Below are 21795 nucleotides of genomic sequence, written 5' to 3'. Positions count from 1 at the left end.
CACCAGGCCGAGCAGGGTGCACTGGACGGTCGAGTCGGCGTCGAGCCGCAGCCCGGCGACGCTGCGGACGTGGGCCTGGTCGAGCAGCTGGATGATCGAGGAACCGGTGACGGTCGTGGTGTACGCCATGAAGACCACGGTCCCCACGGTGTTCACCCACCCGGTCAGGAAGCCCAGCCAGGGGCTGAGGGTGCGCCCGACCCACCGGTAGCTGCTGCCCGAGTCCGGTTCGACGGCGTTCAGCCGCCCGTACCCGCCGGCGATGGCGAGCACCGGCAGGAAGGCCAGCAGCATGATCGCCGGAAGGTGCAGGCCGACCACCCCGGCCATCAGGCCCAGGCCGATCCCGATACTGCTGGTGGCGGCCGTGCTGGAGGCGGCGATCGCCACTCCGTCCAGCAGGCCGATCGACTGCCGCATCGCGACGTGGGAGCCTCGCGCGTCCGCTCTCGGGCCGCTGCCCGTGTCCTTCACCGTCGATGCCAACGGATCACCGCCTTGGTCGTGGGGTGCACGTGTGGGGGAACGCCCGCGCCGGTCGGGAGGGTGACGCGGGCGGGAAGTGCGAGCCATGAAACCGGCGGTGCCGTCACACGTCAATGCTGTTGTCATAATGGCCGACAGCCTGAAGAGCGCCAGGATCTCCACCGACGCCAACGCCGCCGCCACCTCCACCGTGGCCTGCACGGACGGGACCTCGCGCTCGCGCTCGGCTACGACACCAAGGCCGACAACGCCTACCCGATCGCCCCGCCACGTACGAGGTCGCCTGCGAGAAGGGCGACAAGGCCGACACCCTCGCCACCCTCAAGTCCTTCCTCACCTACACAGTCGACGACAGCGCCCAGAAGGCCGTCGGCGAGAAGGGCCACGTCCCGCTCCCCGCCTCCATCACCGACCCGCCGCCTCCTTGACCTCGCCTGACCGCCACCCCACCCCGCCGCCGACCCCCACCCGGGGCCGGCGGATGCGATCCGGACGGACTCCACTCGACGCGATGTCGGTGCCCGGAGCCAGAATGGGATCATGCCCTCTCTGGAGACCACTCCGAAGATCCGCGCCCGGATGAGCAAGCAGCGCAGTCACGACACGGGCATCGAGGTCACCCTCCGCAGGACCCTGCACGCGGCCGGCCTCCGCTATCGCGTCCACCGCAAGCCGCTCAAGGGCGTACGCCGCGAGGCCGACGTCCTCTTCGGCCCGGCCCGCGTCGCGGTCTTCGTCGACGGCTGTTTCTGGCACGGCTGCCCCGAGCACGCGACATGGCCGAAGAACAACGCAGAGTTCTGGCGGGAGAAGATCGAGAAGAACCGGACGAGGGACGTCGACACGGACGCCCGCCTCGCCGAAGCCGGGTGGCTGTCGGTCCGCGTCTGGGAGCACGAGAGCGCCGCCGAAGCCGCGGAGCGGATCATCGCCCTGGTACACGAGCGACGAGCGACGAACTGGCGGAAGCCGGCACCGGAACCGACCGAGTACATCACACCCCCCGTCGCCGGCTAGACTCTGGCCACATGACCAGCTCGGGCGCCGCCGCTTCATTCCTCACAGAACCGCACATTCTGGACCTTTTCGCCGGTCCGGGTGGTCTTGACGTGGCCGCGAAGATGCTCGGAGTGCCCTCGCTCGGGATCGAGTGGGACAAGGACGCCTGTGACACTCGTTACGCGGCCGGGCTCAGGACGTGGCACGCGGACGTCAGCGAGGTCCGGCGAAAGCGGTTCGCGGAGTTGCCCCCGGAGTTGAACGTACTGGCCGGCGGTCCGCCGTGCCAGACCTACTCGGTGGCCGGCAGCGGCGCCGGGCGCAAGGCCCTGGACAAGGTGGAGAAACTCATCCACGACCTGGTGGACGGAGTCAGCGAGGAGGAACTCGACGACCGACTGGAGGCGATGGGCGGCGATCCGCGAACCGCCCTGGTGCTGGAACCACTCCGATACGCGATCAAGGCCCTCAGCTGCCCGGAACGGGGCAAGCGGCCGTTCGACGTGATCGTGTTGGAACAGGTTCCTGCGGTCAAAGCCCTCTGGGAGGTCTACAAGAAGGCCTTGGAGAAGGGTCTGCCCCGCGAGGACGGGACGAGGGTCAAGTACAACGTCGCCGAGGTCAAGACCCTGCACACCGAGGCTTACGGCGTCCCGCAGACCCGCCGCCGCACGATCCTGATCGCGCGGCTCGTCGAACACGGCGTTCCCCGGCTCCCCGCCCCCGCCCACCACACCTTCAACCTGCGCAAGCCCGAACAGGGCAGCCCCGAGGACACCCAGACCTCGCTGCCGGTGGACGGAAGCTCCGCACCGCTCAGGCCGTGGGTCCCCATGAGGGAAGTGCTCACGGACCGGGAGCCCCCCTTCGAGATCGTGTCGAACTACGGCAGCGGCGGCGACCCGAAGAACCGCGGCATCCGTACGTACCGACAGCCGTCGTTCACCGTCACCGGGAAGGTCTCGCGCAACGCCGTTCGACACCATCCCAACGGCCGGGACCTCGACCCGGACCGCCTGACCATCCGCGAGGCCGGCATCCTCCAGACCTTCCCGCCCGACTACCCGTGGGACGGCGGCGACCAGTCGCAGCAGGTCGGCAACGCCGTGCCCCCGCTGTTCGGCATGCACGTGCTGGCAGCGGCGCTCGGCATGCCGCTCCCGCCGGAGGAGAAGCTGCGGGAGAGCTGGGGCCGGCTCGACCGGACCGACAAGAAGTACGAGGAACTCCGTCTGGAGGGCTGCGAGGCCGAGGGCGGCTGTGGCAGCAACTGCCCGAAGCCCGAGGATCAGGCCTCCTCTTCGACCTCTGCCGCCACCTCCCGCCCCCGCACCGGCGCGTCCGCGAAGAGGTCTGCGAAGTAGTCCACCAGCGTGCTCACGGACAGCTCCGGCGCGCGCTCCTCCTCGGGGCCCGTCGGGAGCGCATTCCGTGACACCTGCCGGGCGTCCTCGGCCTCGTCGATCCAGTCGAGCAACGGCCGGGACTCACGCTCGGTGTCGGGAGCGATCACGTCATACATCAGGGTCGCGGCGGAGGCATTGACGGCACCGGCCAGGGCGTTGGCCTCTCGCCCGCCGGTGACCGTGCCCTTCTCGACCAACCGGACGATCGCCTGTGCGGTCGGCCGGTGGTTGATCACGGACATTCGGAGCGCGGTGTTGAGGATGTCCTGGTTGCCGCAGGCCGTGACCACCGGCCCGTAGTCCGGGCCGTCGCGAAAGAGCTCGGCCGCCCACCAGAGACGGGAGAAGGCCTGCTTGTGGTAGCTACCGCGGAAGCGCTCGGCCGCCACCCTGGCTGGCTTGCCGTCCTTCGGTTCCGCCAGGTGCCGCCAGACCACGTAGTCCGGGGCCACGCCGAGGGCGAGGTAGTTCCAGAAACCCGGTTCGGCCGCCTCCCTGCGGGTGAGTCGGAGCGCCCCGTGGAGACGCGGGGCCAACCAGGCGTCGGCCTGGGTCGCCTTGAGTCCGTTGGCCCGGCAGTAGGCCATGGCGTCCTCGACCAGGTCCCGGACGGGTCGCAGCTCACCACGCCGGTCGTCGTTCGGGAGCGGCTGGGTGGCGTCGTTGAGCTTGATGCTCGGCACGTTCTCGCGACCGGTGAGCAGCCCTTCGGTGACGAAGTCCGTCGCCTCGGCGCCGGGCAGCAGGGCGAGCCGCTCCGGGAGGTGGGTGGGCCGGTCAGTCATGCGTCGTCCCCCTGAGTGAGTCGTTCCAGGTCGTGGATGGTGGTGGAGAGCGTCCGGGGGACGCCGGCACGCCGAGCGGCGGCGTAGTGGATCCGGGACTGCAGTTCCCCCCACCCCGCGGCGGACGCTCCGGTGCGTGCCGTGTGGACCGCCCGCAGGGCCACCTCCGGGTCACGGTCGGGGTACACGTCGGGGAGCATCTCCCGGAGCACCTCGCCCTGCCAACCGTGCGGGAACACCGGGCTGCCATCCTCCTCGACCTCCAGGTCACCGACGGCGGAGTGGAAGACGGCCGTCCAGACCTCGGAGCACATCTGGGCGAGGAGGAGTTCCCGCACGGTCTTCTCCGGGCCGTTGCCGCCCTCGACGCCGATCAGGTCGCCGAGCCCGTCGAAATCGGTGTTGACCCGTACGGCCGGGATACGGCCCGTGGTGTCGACCAGCCAGGGCGAGTCCTTGAACCGCTGGAGTCGGCTCGCTCCGGACCCGAACCTGACCATCTTGACGTCCAGTTCACGGGCGAGCGAGGGGACGACCTCGATCACGTCGACGAACCACTCCAGGTCGGAGGTGGCGATCACCCGACCGGGCACGCCGTCGACGGTGGCCACCACATGCACGGTGAGGGAGGCCCGGTCGAGAAGGTCACAGCGGTGCAGGTACAGCTCCGCCGTCCGCTCCCGGCCGTCCTCGGAGATCGAGGAGAACTCCACCGTCGTACGGGTGTTGGTGGCGCGCTCGGCGAGAACCGCGACCACCTTGACGTCCTGCCAGGGTCCCGACGGGTCCAGCGCCTTGGCCGGGAGGCCGGCGGAGAGGCGCAGCCGGGCCTCGGTCCAGTCGGGGCGCTCCTCGTCCGGTCCGAGGGCGACGACGCGCTCGACGGTGGAGACGTACTTGGTCTCCACGTCCTCCCAGGGCTCGCCCTCGGCCTTGAGTTGGGCGCTGTCGACCCGCCAGGACACGTTCCCGGTGAGCCGCCGGTAGGGGTAGACCTTCACGCCTGCTCCCCCTTTCCACTGCGGAGTTCGACGACGAGTCCGGTGAGTTGGGCCCGGACCGGGTGGCGGGAGACGTCGGTGACGCCCCGGAAGACGGCCTTGCGGCTGCCCGGGGACAGGCGCAGGGCCCCGTCCACGACCTCGCACCCGCTGACGGCCACCAGGTCCTTCCACGGCGCGGCGGGCCTCGGGCCGGAACGCACGTCGAACTTGGCGACCGGCGTGACCGGCAGGTCGGTGTCCACGCCGGACGGCACCCGGAGGTCCACGGTGACCGACCAGGCTCCCGTCTCGTCGATCAGCGCGTCCACGTTGTCCAGTTCGGGCAGGGCCGAGGCCGCCTTCGGTCGCGGCCGCTTCGTGGCGCCGCCGACCTTGAGCCGGCGGGCGATCTTGGCTTCGCCGTCGTTGCGGCGCTTGGCCTTGGGCACGGCGACGAGGTCGCGTACGGCGTTGTTCACCTCGGTCGTCAGAGTGTTGATGCGCCGGTAGGCGGAGGGTGAGTAGGAGAGCCGCAGCTCCTCCGTCTGACCCCACTTGTTGTGCTCCGGCGGCTCGGAGGCGCGGAGGAATTCCTCGGCGGCCTCGGCGCCGAGGGCGTCCGGGCCCGCCGCGCGACCTGCCAGGAGGATGGCTTGGAAGGGGGTGCCGATCGGCACATTGGGGACGGAGCTGTCCCTGACGGTCATGCGGTTGCCCCGCATAGAGACCACACGGTTGTGGTCGTCGTCGGCGTCCTCGGCATCGGTGACCAGGACCACTGCCTCGTGGGGCACGCCACCACGTACCTCGCCGCCGTGAAGCGGGACGTTGAGTCGCACGGTGGCTCGGGCGACCTGGCCACGGCCGGTGAGCCGGTCGACCGTGGTCCCCTCCAGGAAGGCCCGCAGGGCGCGGGTGCGGGAGGGCTGGGCAGCGGCCGGATCCACCGGTTCCTCGTCGATGAGCAACTTGCCGTTGCTGTACGTGCGGACGGACGCCTCCAGGTGCGGCTTGTGGTCACCGCCCCCGGTCATCGCTGCCCAGAAGTTCCGGCCGAGCGCATCGACGAGCCGTCGATGCATCCGGCGGACCACCTCTTCGCCCTTCTGGTCGTCGTCCGCCTCCTCCTCGCTGTCGCCGGTGGACACCAGACTGGCGACATCGTGGGCACCGACGATGAGGAAGGAGGTGCCGGGGGCCGCGCTTTCCCTGGTGAGGTAGAGCTTCTCGACGGTCTCCTCGTCGGCCCACCAGGACCGGACCACCTCTCCTGACGGGGAGGTCGGATCGGGACGCCCGAACCAGGCCGGACCGGCAAATTCCTTGCCGTCGACCTCACGCCACGGGAGATCCAATCGACCGATGAGGCGTCGTTCGGTGCGACCTTCATGCGGCTTCGAAAGGGTGGAGTTGATCAGCACGAGCCCGAGTTGGCTGGTGGCCCACAAGGTGGCCTTCCCCAGCCCGTAGGAGCCGCCGGCCCCGAGATCCCGCTTCTGACTGTCGAGTTGGCGACGGACCACCGCCGCGAAGAGCCCGTCCTCGTAGTCGCCACCCGTCAGACCCGTGGCGTTGTAGTCGTCGATCCTGAGCAGGACCAAGTGGTTCTTCTGGTACATGTCGCGCAGTCCGGCTGCGACCGTGCGCGAGACCTTGCCCTGCTGGCCGTCAGTGGTCAGCGCGTCGTAGTGCGGGCGCAGGTCTTCCCAGTCGATGGCCTCGCGGAATCGGGCAACGGCCTCGCCGGAAAGGTAGTGAAGCGTATAACGTACGCGCACGGGCTCCGCGGAATCGAGCCGGGCGTCCAGACTGTTCTGGGTGGCCTCACGGGCGAGCACCGAAACGTCCGCGTCGAAGGCGAACGCGGCGGCATTGCCGTATTCGCGACCGCCGTCGACATGGGCCGGCCGGTGGTACCAGGAGAGGGGCAGGCCCAGCTGGGCGTCGGCGCTGCGGGTGTGGATGGTCTCCAGGTCGGTGTTGAGCAGGGCGGCGATTTCCCGGATGGTCTCGTCCCGAGGGACGGAACGGCCGACGATCCAGGCCGAGACGGCCGCCCGGGTCTTGCCCAGTTCCTGCGCCAGTTCGGTCTGGGTCTTCCCGGCGTTCTTGAGCTGGCGCGCCAGCCAGGGGCCGAATTCCTCAGCCGCCTTCACGTCCCACCTGCTTCCGCATGGCTTGTTTCACGAGGTGAGAGCCACGCTACCGCATCGCTGTTGACAGCAACACCCCCCTTGTCAACTGACACTTGACATGTGCCGCACCCGGCTAGAACGGACATCGAACGTGATCGAAAAATTGGGGCGGAAACCCATTCCCGCCTGTCCGAATTTCCCCGAAAATTCCCTTGCGGCACGGTTGATCACCCGGTTGACTCCCAGCGGGGTCCGTGTGCTAGGGTTCTCGCCAACTCCACAGCAGAGGCTGCGGAAACACCCCTGACCTGGGGTGTAGTGCATATCTGTCTTCCTGGGGGGGAATACATTACGGTCGCGTCCGGAATCGCTTGTGGATTCCGTGGATCGTCATGCGACCCGCTCTCCTCCTGCATCACTTCGCACCATCCCATCGTGCAATTCTCACGAATGCGAAAGAGCAGGTACCTCGGTGTCTCCGAACCACCACATGCGTTCCATCGTCTCCACCTGCGACAAGCTGGCCGACGACCCGCAGGCCCTGAGCATGTACCTCGGCATGCTCGACCTGACCCTCGACATGGTCGCCATCTACCGGAACGCCATCCGCGACGCCGACGCCCGGGACCGCCGTCCGCGCCGGAACCCCGGCCAGTGTCGGCGCATCACCCGCCGCTTCCACTGCACCATCATGTTCACCGCGCACCACGCCCGCTGACGACACGTCCGACGTTCCTCGCCGCCCACCCTCCCTCCGCATCCGAAGTGGAACCATCCGTGTCCGACCCGCAGTCCCCCGTGATCCGCACCGTCGTCGAGCAATCCCTCCGCGTCCTGGAGACCTACGCCGTCGACCCGGGCCTGATCCCCGAACACGCCAATGGCGAACGCCGCATCACCCAGGGTGGATACGGCGACCGGCAGCTCTTCGAGCTCGTCCAGAACGCTGCCGACGAGCTGCGCGACGAGCCCGGCGGCCGGATCCACGTCGTCCTCACCGGCACCCACCTGTACTGCGCGAACCAGGGCAACCCGGTGACGCCCGAGGGCGCGGAGACCATTCTGCGCATGAGCATGTCCCGCAAGCGCGGTGGGCAGATCGGCCGCTTCGGCGTGGGGGTGAAGTCGGTCCTGGTGGTGACCGACGCGCCCGAATTCTTCAGCCGCGAAGGCAGTTTCGGCTTCGACCGGGCCTGGTCGTACGAGTCGATCCGGAACGTCCCCGGGGTGCGCGAGCGGCTCGGCGAGAAGTTCGAGGCACCCGTGCTGCGCATGGCCCGCGAGCTGGACATGGCGGCCGAGCGGTTCAAGGACCAGGTGCTGGACGAACTGCTGGCGTGGGCCACCACGGTGGTCCGCCTCCCGCTGCTGCCCGGCGCCGCAGACCGGCTGGGCAAGGACATGCACGGCCACCAGGGCACGGCCAGTCACGACACCCGCGAGGAATTCCCGTCCGGTTTCCACCTGTTCTCCCCGCACGTGGGGCCGGTGGTCCTGGAGGACCGCCGGCCCCACCCGATCGCACGCCGGACCCTCCACTCCGAGCAGGTCGGCAACCTGCACACGATCCGGGAGGAGCGGGTCGGCAAGCCGCCGACGACCTCGCAGTGGCGGGTCTTCACCCGCACCCACGAACCCACCGAGGTCGCCCGGCGCGATGCCGGCGAACTGCACGACCGGCTGTCCATCGACGTGTCCTGGGCAGTTCCGGCCTACCGTGAGGACGAGCGGGCCGGCAGACTCAGCGCCGCCGACGCCCGGGGACGCGGCCGGTTCTGGGCCTTCTTCCCGACCAAGTACGAGATGACCCTCAGCGGCATTCTGAACGGCGCCTGGAAGACCAACGAGGACCGGCAGAACCTCCTGGACTCCTCGCCGTTCAACATCGAGATGATCCGGGTCGCCGCCCGCCTGGTGGTCGACTCGCTGCCCGACCTCGCGCCGGCGGAAGACCCCGGCGCCTACCTCCCGCTGCTGCCCGGCCGGGCCAAGGGCGTGGAGACGATCAGTTGGGCCGACCGTCTGCTCACCGAGCAGATCTGGGCCGCCACCGCGGTGCGCCCGTCGCTGCCCGACCAGGACGGCGTCCTTCGCGTGCCCGGCGACCTGCACGTCCACCCGGAGCTGGGGAAGGACGGCACCGCGGTCAACCGCTGGCTGAAGGACTGGTACTCGTACCCCGGGCGTCCCCGCGACTGGGTTCACCCCTCGGTCGAGGCCACCGACCTGCGAACCGGCAAGGTCCAGCACATCCTGCTGGCGGCCGGCCGGCGCCGGGCGTCCGTCGTCGAGTGGCTGGAGGCGCTGGTCTCCGACGGCACGGCGGAGGCCTCGGCGGCCGCCATCCGGATCGTCGCCGACATGATCCGTTCGTCGGCCGGCTGCGCCGCCGACGCCCGGAAGGCCAGGATCGTGCTCACCGAAGAAAACGGCCTGGTCGCCCCGCTGGGCAGTGTCGTGTACCGGCGTACCGACGAGGACGGTCTGCGGGAGTCGCTGGTCTACGTGGACCGTGCCCTCTCGGACGACCCGTCGCTCGCCTCCGATCTCGGTCTCCTCGGCATCCAGGAAGCCGACGTCCGAGGGCGCTTCCTGAGCATCCTCGACCAGGGATTCGGCTCGTACGGCCCGCAGGAGTGGAACCGGTTCTGGGAACTCCTCCACCGTGCCGGCGCCTCCGTCGTGAGCGATGAGGTCCGCAATCGGGTGCCGGCACCGTTGGACACCCTGATGGTGCGGACGGCGAGCGGCCGCTTCCACCCCATGCGCAACTGCATGGTCCCCGGAGTCGTCGTCACCGCGGAGAGCGACCCCGAGATCGCGGTGGACATGCGCTTCCACTCCGACGACGAGGGTTTCTTCCGCGAGTTGGGCCTGTCCAAGAGCCCGACCACCAAGAACGACCCGACCGGGGAGTCCTGGTTCGAGGAGTACCGGGAAGCCATTCACACGGCGTACTGCCGCACCCTGGACGACCGGGCGAGCCGACCAAGCCTGGCCAGGACCAGGATCGACGGCTCTCCGATCGGTGGTCCGCTTCACCTGCTGCCCTGGCTGTCCGACGAGGCCCGCGCGGCCCTCCTCCACGCGCTGCCCGATGACGCGGTGGTCGAGAGCTGGACGTTGCAGATCGGGGTGCAGGCCAACACCCGCCGGTCGGTCGCCTCCCCGATCCGTTGGATGCTCACCCGGCACGGCCGGGTGCGGACCTCGCAGGGCCTCAAGCTCCTCACGGAAGCCGTCGGGCCGCAGCTCGGCGCGTACCGCGACGTACTCCCGGTGGCGTCGATCAGTGGGGAGAAGGCCCGCAAGCTGGGACTCGCCGACAGTGTCGAGAAGGTCCGCGCGAAGCAGTGGGAGCAGCTCCTGGAGAAGCTCCAGGAGAGCGAGGACGACGCCTTCGTCGGCTCCACCTACGCCCTGCTGACCCGGCTGGAGATCCCCTTCCCCGAGGACTCGCTGACCCGTTGCCGGATCGGCGACAGCTGGGACACCCGCCCGGACGGGGAGATCGCCGTCGCCGCGAACCCGGAGGAGTACCGCTCCTTGCAGGCCGAGCGGGCGCCCGCGCTGCTGATGCCGGACCAGGAGTCCGCCGACCTCATGGTCGAGCAGTGGCACATGATGCGCCACGATGACGCGGTCAGCCGGGAGACCCGGCACGAGGCGAGCGTGGAGCCGGTCCCGCTGGTCGAGGAGTTCCCGACGCTGCGCCAGAAGATGGGCATCTCCGCCGGTACCTACTCGCTGCTGCACTGCTCCACCCTGGAGGAGGTCGTCCGCACCCAGCGCGGTGCGCGGGCGAAGTCCCTGGAGAGCGCCCGCCAGGGCAATGTGATCAAGGTCGTGGACTCGCTGGACCGGCTCGGCGTGCTCCGGGCCGTGGACCGCGAGTTGGGTCTGCGGATGGGAGAGGCCGGGTGTCGGGCGGTCCTGGAGGCCCAGACCCGCCAGGAGCAGGACGAGAAGACCCAGTCCGCGATGAAGGCGATCCGCGAGGCCTCGGACGTGACGGCCAAGCTGGAGCTGCTGATCGGCGCGGAGGCCCTGCACGATCGACTCCCCGCCGGGCTCATGGACGCCGAGCGTCAGGAGTCGGACGGACAGGAGCCCACCGGACGCCGGATCGCGCAGATGGCATTCAACGCACACGGCGACACGGTACTCAAGACCCATGCCCGGGACATCCTGGAACGTTTCCCCAACGCCCCGACGTCCTACACCGGCAATTCGGCCGCGGTCTCCTTCGTCGCCGACCTCGGCCTGCCCGCGCCCTTCGCCGGCCACCGGGCACCGTCCCTCGAACAGAGCCTGACCGTGGAGGGCCCCCGGGACTTCCCCCGCCTGCACGAGTACCAGGAGCGGTTGGCCCTCAACATCTTCGAGATGTTGGACCGGCTCGCCCCGCAGCGGGCCATGCTCTCGCTGCCCACCGGCGCCGGCAAGACGCGCGTCACCGCCGAGGCCGTCATCCGCTGGGTCAAGCAGGCAGGCACGCTCAGGGGCCCGATCCTGTGGATCGCCCAGACCGAGGAACTGTGCGAGCAGGCCGTGCAGAGCTGGCAGTTCGTCTGGAGCAGGGCCGGCGCGCAGGAGCGGCTGACGATCAACCGACTGTGGACCTCGAACGAGGCCGCCCCGGTCACGGACGGTCCGCAGCTCGTGGTGGCCACCGACGCCAAGCTGCGGGTGTGCCTCGACACCGACCGCTACGCCTGGTTGCGCGAGGCCGCCCTGGTGGTGGTGGACGAGGCCCACGTGGCGACCAGCCCGAGCTACACCGAGATCCTGAGCCTGCTCGGTCTGACCCAGCACCGGACCGATCGGCACCTGCTCGGTCTCACCGCCACCCCGTTCCGCGGCCACAACGAGGAGGAGACCCGCCGGCTGGTCAACAGGTTCGGCGCACGTCGGCTGGACGAGGGGGTCTTCCCCTCCGACGACGCCTACGGTCACCTCCAGGAGATCGGCGTGCTGGCACGCGTCGAACACAAGGAGCTGACCGGCGGCACCATCGAGCTGTCACGCCAGGAGCGTGAGAGCGCCGAGCAGTTCAGCCTGCTGTCCAAGGCCGCCGAGCAGCGACTGGCGGAGGACCACGATCGCAGCCGCCGCATCGTCGAGGAGGTCGCGGCGATGGACGAGAACTGGCCCGTGCTGGTGTTCGCCACCTCCGTGGAGCACGCCAAGCTCCTGGCGGCCATGCTGATGGACCAGGAGATCTCCGCGTCCTCGGTGGACGCCACCACCTCCGACGCCGACCGTCGGGCCCGCATCCGGGACTTCCGCGACGGTCGGGTGCGGGTACTGACCAACTACGGCGTGCTCACCCAGGGCTTCGACGCCCCGGCCACCCGCGCGGTGGTCGTCGCCCGCCCCGTCTACAGCCCGAACGTGTACCAGCAGATGATCGGACGAGGCCTGCGCGGCCCGCGCAACGGCGGCAAGGACACCTGCCTCATCCTCAACGTCCGCGACAACATCCGGAACTTCGACACCGCCCTCGCCTTCACGCAGTTCGAACACCTGTGGAGCAACCGATGACCGTCCGACCCGAGGACGGCCCCGTCCTCACCGCCGAACAGCAGGCCGTCGTGGACCGGCCGTGGGACACCCGGCTGCTGGTCACCGCCGGGGCGGGGACGGGCAAGACCCACACCCTGGTGCGCCGGATGGACGCGCTCGTCGGACACGTCGACCCGGACGAGGCGCTGGAGGCCTCCGAGTTGCTGGTCCTCAGCTTCTCCCGCATCGCCGTCCGGGAACTGCGTGACCGGATCGCCCGGCACGGGAAGCACGCGCGGAGGGTGCGGGTACAGACCTTCGACTCCTGGGCCTACTCCCTGCTGCTCCAGGCGTACCCGGACGGGGAGTGGTCCGCGCTCTCCTTCGACGAGCGGATCCGGGCGGCCACCGACGCGATCGAGAAGGGCGCACTGGAGTCCCTGGAGGCCGGTCCGCCCACGCACGTGATCATCGACGAGGTGCAGGACCTGGTGGGCGCCCGCCGGGAGATGGTGGAGTCGTTGCTCGACCGGCTCCAGGACTCCAGCGGGTTCACCCTGGTCGGCGACTCCGCCCAGGCGATCTACGACTTCCAGATCGAGGACCCGGAGGAGTACGCCGATCGCGCCGACCTCTTCCTCCGCTGGGTGCGGATCTCCTACGCCGACGATCTGGAGGAGCTGCGGCTGACCCGGAACTTCCGGGCCGTCACCCCCGAGGCACGCGCCGCGCTCCCGCTCGGCCCCGCCGTCCAGGCCATCGGCAGCGCCCCCGAGGGCGCGGACGCGGCCGCCGAACGCCTTCACGGGGAGCTGCGCGAGCTGCTGCTCGACCTGCCCGACCTGGGCTCGTTCACCGACTCGTTCACGCTGGACACCCTGCGATCTTTCCCTGGTACCTGCGCGATCCTGTGCCGCGACAACCGACAGGCGCTGGTCGTCTCGGAGTTGCTGCACGCCCAGGGGATCCAGCACGCCCTGCGTCGCCCGCTCCGGGACCGGCCGGTGCCGTACTGGGTCGCCGAGGTACTGCGTCGGACCATGGCCGCAACCCTGACCGAGGAGCGACTGCGCGACCTGCTCGCCGCGGTCCCGCTGCCCGAGGGCACCGACCTCGACCGGGTGTGGCGGTCCCTGCGGTCGGCGGCACGCGGCGCCGGCCGGGGCACCCTCGACGTGGTGCGGCTGCGCCGCCTGGTGGCGGAGCGCCGGTTCCCGGACGAGCTGGCCGATCCGGAACCGGCCCGGCTCGTGGTGTCCACGGTGCACCGCTCCAAGGGCCTGGAGTTCGACCGGGTGATCGTGCTCAATCCACCGACCGTCGCCGAGCTGCGTCGGCGCACCGAGGAACCCGACGTACCCGCCGAAGCCCGGGCCCTCTACGTGGCGATGACCCGGACCCGGGAGGACCTGTACCGGGTCGCCCCGCCCGACACGGTGACGGTGCTCAGACACAAGCCGACCGGACGGCTGTACAGGGGAGTCCCGAACCAGCGCCTGCAGTGGCGGCGCGACGGCATCGAAGTCCGGGCCGGGGACGTGGACGCCCTGGAACCGGCCGACGCCCAGGTCGACGCCCTCGGCGCCCAGGCGTACCTGCTGGAGCGGGTACGGCCGGGGGACGCGGTGACGTTCCGGCTGTGCGACGCCCTCCCCATGGGCCCCGAGCAAGGCCCTCGGTACGCCCTGCTGCACGAGGGACGGGAGATCGGCGACGCCTCCGAGGCCTTCCGGAGCCAGTTGCACTCCGTTCTGAAGGTCGGCCCGAAGTGGGAGATCCGCTGGCCCCAGGAGATTGCCGGTCTGCGGATCAACTGCCTGGAGTCGGTGGCGGGCAGTCCGGCTGCCGGCGCCAACGCGGGCCTCGGTGACCACGGGGTGTGGATCGCCCCTCGCATCAGCGGAATCGGACGGTTCCGGCACACTGCCGGAACCGAGGAGGAGCAGGAATGACCATCCACGCAGGGCGGCACGCCGAGCACTACCGGGTCCGTGAGGACCTGGTGTCCCGGCTCCGCCGGGAACTGCTGGGCCCCGATGTCGACGCCTCCCCCGAGGACCGCGCCGAGGTCCTGGACCAGGACGCCCCGATCACCCGCTACCCCGTCGGGGTGCTCTACCCCCGCCCGGCGAACGCCGAGGCCGGCGCTCGGTTCCTGGAGGACGTGGCCGAGCAGGAGGGCCTGGACGAGGAACCCGTGACCAGGGCGGACAGGCTCGACGAATCCGGGACGGCGGCCGAGCGCCCGGGCTCCGGCGACCGCCGCCCGGCGAGCGTCGGTCTGACCTTCGCGGTCGACCTCGCTGTCTGCCAGGAGATCGTGGTCTCGGCCCGCGCCGCCGTGTACGAGCCCGAGGACGCCGAGGGACGCAAGGTCTCGGCCCGCCGCAGCGAGGCCCGGACCACGTCCGACCAGAGGGAACGCTGGCGGCGTGTGGAGCTGGACCTGCCGGACACCACGGTCGACGTCCGCCACCCGGGCCGCGGCGCCTCCCGCGACCTGGTCGACGGCACGGCGCGGCTGGAGGTGCATGTGCGCCGCCCGTCTCCGGAGACCGGCACGGTCACCGTCACGGTCACCCTGGTCAACATCCAGAAGGTGGGCGAACGGGAACTGCAGGACGCCTTCGCCCTCTTCCAGACCGGACTGACGGTCCGCGCCGCCAACGGGTCGAGCGCGTTCGTGGAGCGCCCGACCGCCCTGTCCGCAGTCGATGCCGAGCTGGAGACCAGCCGACTGCTGCACCGGCACGCCCCCACCTTCGCCGCCGGGCACGGCTGCGCGGCGGTCTGGGACTGGACCCCGCCTCCGGTCGGCCTCACCGACGTGGTGCGGGCGGGCGTGGCCGAGGTGCGCACCGACTTCGTGCCCACCCACGAGGTGCTGCTCACCGACTCCAATCCGACGATCGACGCCAAGACCCTCACCATGCTCGACCTCGCCGAGGCCGGCGACCACGAGGTGATCGCCGCCCTGGAGGGTCTGGCCACGGGCTACGAGCGGTGGATCGAGCGGAAGCGGGACGAGGCCGCCGCGCTCGTGGGCACCTCGTACGAGCAGGCCGCGGCCGATCAGGTCAGCGCCTGCGGCGAAGCCCTGGAGCGGATCCGCGGGGGCATCGCGCTGCTGCGCGACAAGCCCGATCTGATGTGGGCGTTCCGGCTGGCCAACCGGGCGATGGCGACCCAGCGGGCCAGGGCCGCCTGGGTCAAGAAGGGCCAGCTCGGTGAGCCGGACCCGGCCTCCGCGTGCTGGCGTCCGTTCCAGATCGCCTTCATCCTGCTGTGCCTGGCCGGGGTGGACGACCCCGAGCACCCCGACCGGGGCGTGTCCGACCTGCTGTGGTTCCCCACCGGTGGTGGCAAGACCGAGGCGTACCTGGGTCTGATCGCGCTGACCACGTTCCTGCGCCGCAAGCGCCGCGGGTCGGCCGGCGGCGGCGTCACCGTCCTGATGCGCTACACGCTGCGCCTCCTGACCCTGCAGCAGTTCGAGCGTGCCGCGATCCTGATCTGCGCGATGGAGCGGATGCGCCGGGAGAACCCGGAGGAACTCGGCCACGAGGAGATCTCCATCGGCATGTGGGTGGGCAGGTCCGCCACGCCGAACAGACTGGACGTGGCCTCCCGACAGCTCGACGCCGCCCGAGCGGCGCGGGTGCTCCAGACGGAGAACCCCGTCCAACTGCACGCCTGTCCGTGGTGCGGAACCGCGCTCGACGCCCACCACTACGCGGTGGACGAGGAGGCCGAGCGGATGGACGTGCGCTGCCCCGGCGCGGACTGCGAGTTCTCCGACGGGCTGCCCGTGCACCTGGTCGACCAGGCCGTGTACGCGGCCAGGCCCACCCTGGTGATCGCCACCGTCGACAAGTTCGCCTCGATGCCGTGGCGCGAGCAGACGGCCGCCCTCTTCAATCGCGACCGTCAGGACGCCACCCCTCCGCCCGAGTTGATCGTCCAGGACGAACTCCATCTGATCTCCGGGCCGTTGGGCACCCTGACCGGCCTGTACGAGACGGCCGTCGACGTCCTGGCCGACCGCCCCAAGGTGATCGCCTCCACCGCGACCATCCGCCGCGCCGCAGACCAGGGCAAAGCGCTGTTCTCCCGCGAGGTCCGGCAGTTCCCGCCGGCCGGCCTGGACGCCCGCGATTCCTGGTTCGCCGTGGAGACCCCCGCGAGCGAGAAGGCGTCCCGCCGCTACGTGGGCCTGTTCGCCCCGGGCACCAGCCAGTCCACCCTGCTGATCCGCACCTACGCCACCCTGCTCCACCAGGCGATGCGAGCCGACACCCCGGAGGAGGTGCGTGACGCCTACTGGACACTGGTCGGCTACTTCAACAGCCTGCGGCTGCTGTCCGCCGCGGAACTCCAGGTCCACGACGACGTCGTGGCCTACCTGGAGCACCTCGCCGAACGCGACGGCTGCGAGCCGCGCTCCGTCGGCGACAACTCCGAGCTGACCAGTCGGGTGGACGCCAGCGACATCCCGGCACGCCTGAAGCAGATCGAGCGCAGGCTCACGGACGGTGACCCGGCAGACGTCGTGGACGTGCTCCTCGCCACGAACATGATCGCCGTCGGTGTGGACGTGGACCGGCTCGGCCTGATGGCCGTCATGGGCCAGCCGCAGACCACCGCCGAGTACATTCAGGCCACCAGCCGGGTGGGCCGCGCGCACCCCGGTCTGGTCGCGGTGATGCTCAACGCTGCACGATCCCGCGACCGTTCGCACTACGAGAACTTCCAGCACTTCCACTCCGCGCTCTACCGCGAGGTCGAGTCGACCTCGGTCACGCCCTTCTCCGCCCGTGCCCGCGACCGGGGCCTGCACGCGGTGATCGTCGCCCTGGCCCGCATCGCGATCCCCGCAGCCCGCAGGGACGAGGACGCGGGGAGGATCAACCTCTTCCGGGACGAGCTGCGCGAGACGATCCGTCCGCTGATCCTCGAACGGGTCGGGAGCGTCTCGCCGAAGGAGAGCGCCGCCAAGGAGGTCGCCCACGTCGCCGCAGCCTTCGACGAGTTCGTGGACTGGTGGCACGCCGAGGCCGAGGCACACAACGGTCTGTACTACGAACCCAAGCGCGGACGCTCCGTCCCCTCGCTGCTCAAGCCCTACGACGACGCCCTGGAGGACGTCGAGGCGTGGGAGACCCTGTGGTCCCTGCGCGACGTCGACGCCGAGTCCGCCCTGTTCATGGAGGCATCCCGATGACCCCGCCCCCGTCCCGTCGCCGGCGCGGCACCGCCGGTTCCGGCGCACCGGCCCGCAACCTGCCCCGCCGTGGGGCGGTCCGCCGGGCCCAGGCCATCACCACCTACGGCGTGGGGTCGCTGGTCGCCGTCGACCAGGAGTCCTTCATCGTCGCGGGCATCGACGGCGCCGCCGAACAGTGGCCCCTCGACGAGGCACCGGTGATCCGCGAGCCCCGCCTCGCCCGGGTGTTGGGCGTGCGGCACTTCCGCCTCCCGCCGGCCTCCGGCGACGACAGCCGGGACGGCATCCGGGTGCGCCGGTTCCCGCTCTGGCACCACTGTCCCGAGTGCCACGCTCTCGACCACGTGGGGAAGTTCAATCCCCTGCCCGGCCGCAACGAGTGCGGCGAGTGCGCCGAGCCGCTCGTCCCCTCCCGTTTCGTGGTCGCCTGCGAGGACGGGCACATCTCCGACTTCCCCTACCGGGACTGGCTGCACCGACGGAAGCGCGGGGAAGGCACGACCGTCGGCTGCGACGGCCGGATGAGCCTCCGGTCGTCGGGCCGCACGTCCTCGCTCCGCTCCGTGGTGCTCTCCTGCTCGTGCGGGGTTCCCGAGGTGTCCATGGAGGGTTCCTTCCGGGCCGGCGCCCTCCAGGAGCTGAACATCGGCTGCAGGGGCGAACGGCCGTGGCTGAAGGACGCCCCCAAGGATCCCTGTTCCCTGACGCCCCGAACCCTCCAGCGCGGTTCCTCCTCCGTCTGGCAGCCGGTGCTCCGCTCGGCCCTGTCGATCCCGCCGTGGAGCGACACCCGGGTGAACGCCCTGGACAAGCACTGGGACAAGCTCCGCGGCTGCACCAGCCTCGTCGAGATGGAGATCCACCTCAAGCACATCTTCGACGGGATTCCCTCCCCGGTCAGTGCCCAGGAGGCCCTGGACCTGGTCGCCGCGATGGAGGCGGAGGACCACTCCGGTGAGGACGCTCCCGATCGCGACCAGGAGCAGCGCTACCGGGCCCTGCGCGACCTGGAGTACCAGCGTCTGTGTGCCGGCAACCCCGAGGAGTCCGGCTCGCACACCGAGCAGTTCGTCTGCGAGGCGCCCATCGGCGACGGGAAACCCCTGACCCGCCTCGGCCTGGTCACCCCGATGCTGGTGAAGAAGCTCCGCGAGGTCCGCGCCCTCAAGGCCTTCACCCGGGTCATCGATCCCGAGACCTCCTCCGAGGGCCACGAGGCGGCGTTGTCGCTCGCTCGTACCGACTGGCTGCCCGCCATGGAGGTCCATGGTGAAGGGGTGTTCCTCCGGTTCGACGAGGAGCAACTGGATGCCTGGGCCGAACTGCCCACCGTCGCCGACCGCGTGGCACGCATGCGACTCCGCCACCAGCAGGTCCTCACCCAGCGGGCCTCCGACCCGGCTCAGGTCCCCGACTCCCCCGCCACCCCGCGCATGACCCTGCTGCACACCTTTGCACACGTGATGATCAACGAGTGGAGCCTGGATTCGGGCTACCCCGCCGCATCGCTGCGCGAACGGATCTACGCGGGCGACGAGATGGCCGGGGTGTTGATCTACACGGCCACCAGTGACTCGGCCGGGAGTCTCGGTGGGCTGGTCGCCCAGGGTGAGATCGACCGGCTCGCCCGGGCCGTGCGCTCGGCCGTGCACCGTGCCGAGTGGTGCTCCGCCGATCCGCTCTGCATCGAGACCGAGGTGTCCGGAACGGGCGGCACCAACCTGGCCGCCTGCCACGCCTGTGTGATGCTGCCGGAGACCAGCTGCGAGCACAACAACGGTCTGCTGGATCGGGCCTTGCTCGTCGGCACCCCGGAGGATCCGTCGATCGGATTCCTCTCGCACCTGCTCGACCGCTGAGCACCGGGCGGTGAAGCCGGGGCGGGACGACGCACACCGTGCCGTCCCGCCCCGGCGTCACCGAGTCCGTGCTGCTCGGGTCACCGGCGACTCCACGGCGCGGGCACGGGCTACCCCAACGCGGCCCGGATCGCCAGCCCGAGGGCCCGACCCACCGGAGGCGGCGTCGCGTGGCCCACCTGACGGTAGCGGGCGGTCTTTCGGCCGGCGAAGGACCAGTCGGCGGGGAACCCCTGCAACCGTGCCGCCTGTTCCACGGTCAACGCCACCAGGCCCGTCCCATCGGGTGCGGGGTCCCAGGGATGATCCGGCCCGGGGACCGCGTCGGCGACGGTACCGCCGTTCACCCGCATGCGGGCCCAGGAACGCTTCGACCCACTGGGCCCGAGGTCCGCCCCGCCCCGGTTCCAGGAACCCCCGACCAGGGTCGGCGCGACCCGGGTGGCCTGTGCCGCCCATGCGGCGGCGTGCGGCCAGCCGCCCTCGGCCATCGAGGCCCCCAGTGCCTCGCCTACCGTGAGCGGCGGTTCGGCACCGCCGGCCGGAGGGACGAAGTCACGGATGGCGTCCCCCTTCAAGGCCACCAGGACCCCCTGCTTGCGGTCCTGGGGCACACCGTGTTCCATCGCGTTGACGACGAACCAACGGTGCCGGTACCCGAGGTGTTCGAGCTCGGTCTCGACCTCCGAGCGGATGGATTCGTACGCGGGCTTGGAGGCCAACTCGGAGAGGTTCTCGATGAGCAGGGCACGCGGCTGCACGCCGTGCAGGAGCATGACCGTCGCATCGAGCAGTCGGAGTTCCTCCGCGCTGTCCTCGCGCCTCACCGCGGCGCTCGCCTTCACCCGGGGCAGACCGGCGGCCAGGAGGTCCACGTCGTAGCACTCCCGGTGCTCCTCCGGAACAAAGTCGAGGAGGTCGGCTTCGAGGACGTGCCAATCGGGGCGGTTCAGCCGCAGCGTCTCGCACGCCACCGGACGGTTGTCCAGGAGCAACACGGGGTCGAAACCCGCCTGTTCGAGACCGAGCACGAGGCCACCCGCACCGGCGCACACGGCGAGGCAGGTCAGACGGTCGAGATGGGACGTTTCCATGATCACCATTTGTGCTCGTCGGAAAACTCGGCAACGGCCGGGCCCTGAACACCGATGGCCGCATCTCCCCCCGATGGGAGTCGGCGGTCAGAATACGCACGGCACGGTGTCCGGGCCACGCTGCTGTCACGCTCGGGCCGACGGGCCCCGGAGCGCCGGGGCCGTCAGAGTTCGTCGAGGGGTTCGTCGAGGACGCCCTGGCGGGCGATGATGTAGCCGAGGTGGCCGCGGCTGCGGCTGCCGAGGAGTTCGCTGGCCTTCTGGATGTGGCTGGAGACGGTGCGGGTGCTCATGCCGAGGCGGGAGGCGATGGCCTCGTCGGTATAGCCGTTGACCATCAGGCGCAGGACGCTCTGGCGGGTTCGGGCGGTCAGCAGCCGGGGGCGGTGGTGGCCCTGCTGGTAGGTGACGGGCTCGGCGCGTTCCCACATCAGCTCGAAGATCTTGAGCAGGTACTCGACCAGCGGCGGGAACTGGATGAGCATCGCCGCGGCCTCGCGGTCGGCGCCGGCCGGGATGAAGGCGGTGGAGCGGTCGCAGATGATCACCCGGTCGAAGACCTCGTTCAGGGTGCGCACCTGGGCGCCCTGGGCGGTGACCTGCTCGATGTAGGCCAGCGTCGGGCCGTGCGAGCGCACGGTGTGCTGGTAGAGGGTGCGTTGGCGCACGCCGCGGCCGGCCAGGGCGAGGTCGCGCGGGAGCGCGCCGGCCAGTTGCTCGGGGGCGCGGCCGCCGCCCGGCTGGGCGGTGAGCAGTTCCTCGGAGCAGTCGGCGACGGCCTTCTCCAGCGCGGGGTTGATCTCCTCGCCGGCCAGCAGCCGGATCGGCAGCTTGGCCCGCCGCATGACGTCCCGGTAGGCATGCTCGGCGGCGGTGAAGGAGGTGTGCAGCTCGGCGAGCCGCTCCTGGTGGGCCAGCACGGCGAGTTCGAGCGGCCGGGCCAGACCGGTGGCGGCGATGTCGGGCGGGACGGGGGCCAGTCGCTCACCGGAGCCGGGCAGCGGGCGCAGCAGGCCCATCGCGAGCAGGCACTCCGGAACCTCGCCCGTCGCCTCCCCCTCGGCCAGTGCCGTCCGGTAGAACTCGATGCCCCGGTCGCAGAGCTGCGGCGTTCCCCTTTCTGCGCAGTTGTCCTGGGTTGGGCACATCTGGGCATCCTTCTGGCTTCGGCATTGCGGTTTCACGAATGCTCGTACCGACTACCGCCAGGCATCCGAACCGGCAAGATGGAAGTGACTGCCTTTCGGAAGCCGCCCCCCAGGCTTCGACAGCCGTGAGTGTACGCCCAATGGACGCGGAAATCATCGGCTGACGGTAGT

13 protein-coding genes are annotated in these 21795 nt (G+C 70.4%); 7 read left to right on the top strand and 6 right to left on the bottom strand.

Annotated elements, in window-relative coordinates; all coding sequences use genetic code 11:
* On the bottom strand, positions 1-420 hold a 420-nt coding region (locus ACIRRH_RS24900), incomplete at its 3' end, for an amino acid permease (protein ID WP_403071341.1).
* Positions 421-1026: 606 nt separating this feature from the next.
* Between ACIRRH_RS24900 and ACIRRH_RS24895 the strand changes: the two genes are divergently transcribed.
* On the top strand, positions 1027-1503 hold the full coding sequence (locus ACIRRH_RS24895) for a very short patch repair endonuclease (RefSeq protein ID WP_403071318.1): 477 nt from the start codon (positions 1027-1029) through the stop codon (positions 1501-1503).
* Between the two features lie 11 nt (positions 1504-1514).
* Positions 1515-2849: a DNA cytosine methyltransferase gene (locus ACIRRH_RS24890; protein ID WP_403071315.1), complete on the top strand. Its 1335-nt coding sequence runs from the start codon at positions 1515-1517 to the stop codon at positions 2847-2849.
* Here ACIRRH_RS24890 and ACIRRH_RS24885 read toward each other — a convergent pair.
* Genes ACIRRH_RS24885 through ACIRRH_RS24875 form a run of 3 tightly spaced genes read right to left on the bottom strand, consistent with a single transcriptional unit; the run spans position 2774 to position 6815 of the window.
* Positions 2774-3676, bottom strand: coding sequence for a DUF6339 family protein (locus ACIRRH_RS24885; RefSeq protein WP_403071312.1), 903 nt, complete (start codon positions 3674-3676; stop codon positions 2774-2776). The genes ACIRRH_RS24890 and ACIRRH_RS24885 overlap by 76 nt on opposite strands.
* Positions 3673-4677: a hypothetical protein gene (locus tag ACIRRH_RS24880; RefSeq protein WP_403071310.1), complete on the bottom strand. Its 1005-nt coding sequence runs from the start codon at positions 4675-4677 to the stop codon at positions 3673-3675. Before ACIRRH_RS24880 ends, ACIRRH_RS24885 begins: the two co-directional genes overlap by 4 nt.
* The gene (locus ACIRRH_RS24875) at positions 4674-6815 is read right to left on the bottom strand and encodes a helix-turn-helix transcriptional regulator (protein ID WP_403071307.1); all 2142 of its coding nucleotides are present in this window, start codon (positions 6813-6815) and stop codon (positions 4674-4676) included. The genes ACIRRH_RS24880 and ACIRRH_RS24875 overlap by 4 nt, the downstream gene beginning before the upstream one ends.
* A 469-nt stretch (positions 6816-7284) precedes the next feature.
* On the opposite strand from ACIRRH_RS24875, the gene ACIRRH_RS24870 reads away from it, so the two are divergent.
* From ACIRRH_RS24870 to drmB, 5 genes are read left to right on the top strand one after another with little or no spacing between them, the layout of a single operon-like run.
* Entirely contained in the window at positions 7285-7512 is a 228-nt protein-coding gene (locus ACIRRH_RS24870; protein WP_403071304.1) for a hypothetical protein, read from the top strand.
* Positions 7513-7571: 59 nt separating this feature from the next.
* The gene (locus tag ACIRRH_RS24865) at positions 7572-12338 is read left to right on the top strand and encodes a DEAD/DEAH box helicase (RefSeq protein ID WP_403071303.1); all 4767 of its coding nucleotides are present in this window, start codon (positions 7572-7574) and stop codon (positions 12336-12338) included.
* Complete coding sequence (locus tag ACIRRH_RS24860) at positions 12335-14251, top strand: UvrD-helicase domain-containing protein (RefSeq protein WP_403071300.1); 1917 nt, start codon at positions 12335-12337, stop codon at positions 14249-14251. The genes ACIRRH_RS24865 and ACIRRH_RS24860 overlap by 4 nt, the downstream gene beginning before the upstream one ends.
* Positions 14248-17520, top strand: a complete 3273-nt coding sequence (locus tag ACIRRH_RS24855; protein ID WP_403071297.1) for a helicase-related protein — start codon at positions 14248-14250, stop codon at positions 17518-17520. The genes ACIRRH_RS24860 and ACIRRH_RS24855 overlap by 4 nt, the downstream gene beginning before the upstream one ends.
* Entirely contained in the window at positions 17517-19382 is a 1866-nt protein-coding gene (drmB, locus tag ACIRRH_RS24850; protein ID WP_403071294.1) for a DrmB family protein, read from the top strand. The genes ACIRRH_RS24855 and drmB overlap by 4 nt, the downstream gene beginning before the upstream one ends.
* Before the next feature lie 110 nt (positions 19383-19492).
* Here drmB and ACIRRH_RS24845 read toward each other — a convergent pair whose 3' ends face one another.
* Positions 19493-20476: a DNA cytosine methyltransferase gene (locus ACIRRH_RS24845; protein WP_403071291.1), complete on the bottom strand. Its 984-nt coding sequence runs from the start codon at positions 20474-20476 to the stop codon at positions 19493-19495.
* A gap of 164 nt (positions 20477-20640) precedes the next feature.
* Positions 20641-21624 (bottom strand): LuxR C-terminal-related transcriptional regulator, encoded by a 984-nt coding sequence (locus ACIRRH_RS24840; protein ID WP_403071289.1) that lies wholly within the window; start codon positions 21622-21624, stop codon positions 20641-20643.
* Positions 21625-21795 lie beyond the last annotated feature (171 nt).

Source organism: Kitasatospora sp. NPDC101235, from assembly GCF_044767505.1.
Classification (GTDB): domain Bacteria; phylum Actinomycetota; class Actinomycetes; order Streptomycetales; family Streptomycetaceae; genus Kitasatospora.
Note: the sequence above shows the minus strand (reverse complement) of the source record. Positions and strands in the feature narration are given on the sequence as shown.

Bases quoted from the DNA above. Each gene is read 5' to 3' on its own strand.
- ACIRRH_RS24895 (WP_403071318.1), top strand. From the start codon at position 1,027: ATGCCCTCTCTGGAGACCACTCCGAAGATCCGCGCCCGGATGAGCAAG.
- ACIRRH_RS24890 (WP_403071315.1), top strand. From the start codon at position 1,515: ATGACCAGCTCGGGCGCCGCCGCTTCATTCCTCACAGAACCGCACATT.
- ACIRRH_RS24885 (WP_403071312.1), bottom strand. From the start codon at position 3,676: ATGACTGACCGGCCCACCCACCTCCCGGAGCGGCTCGCCCTGCTGCCC.
- ACIRRH_RS24870 (WP_403071304.1), top strand. From the start codon at position 7,285: ATGCGTTCCATCGTCTCCACCTGCGACAAGCTGGCCGACGACCCGCAG.
- ACIRRH_RS24860 (WP_403071300.1), top strand. From the start codon at position 12,335: ATGACCGTCCGACCCGAGGACGGCCCCGTCCTCACCGCCGAACAGCAG.
- ACIRRH_RS24855 (WP_403071297.1), top strand. From the start codon at position 14,248: ATGACCATCCACGCAGGGCGGCACGCCGAGCACTACCGGGTCCGTGAG.
- drmB (WP_403071294.1), top strand. From the start codon at position 17,517: ATGACCCCGCCCCCGTCCCGTCGCCGGCGCGGCACCGCCGGTTCCGGC.
- ACIRRH_RS24845 (WP_403071291.1), bottom strand. From the start codon at position 20,476: ATGGAAACGTCCCATCTCGACCGTCTGACCTGCCTCGCCGTGTGCGCC.
- ACIRRH_RS24840 (WP_403071289.1), bottom strand. From the start codon at position 21,624: ATGTGCCCAACCCAGGACAACTGCGCAGAAAGGGGAACGCCGCAGCTC.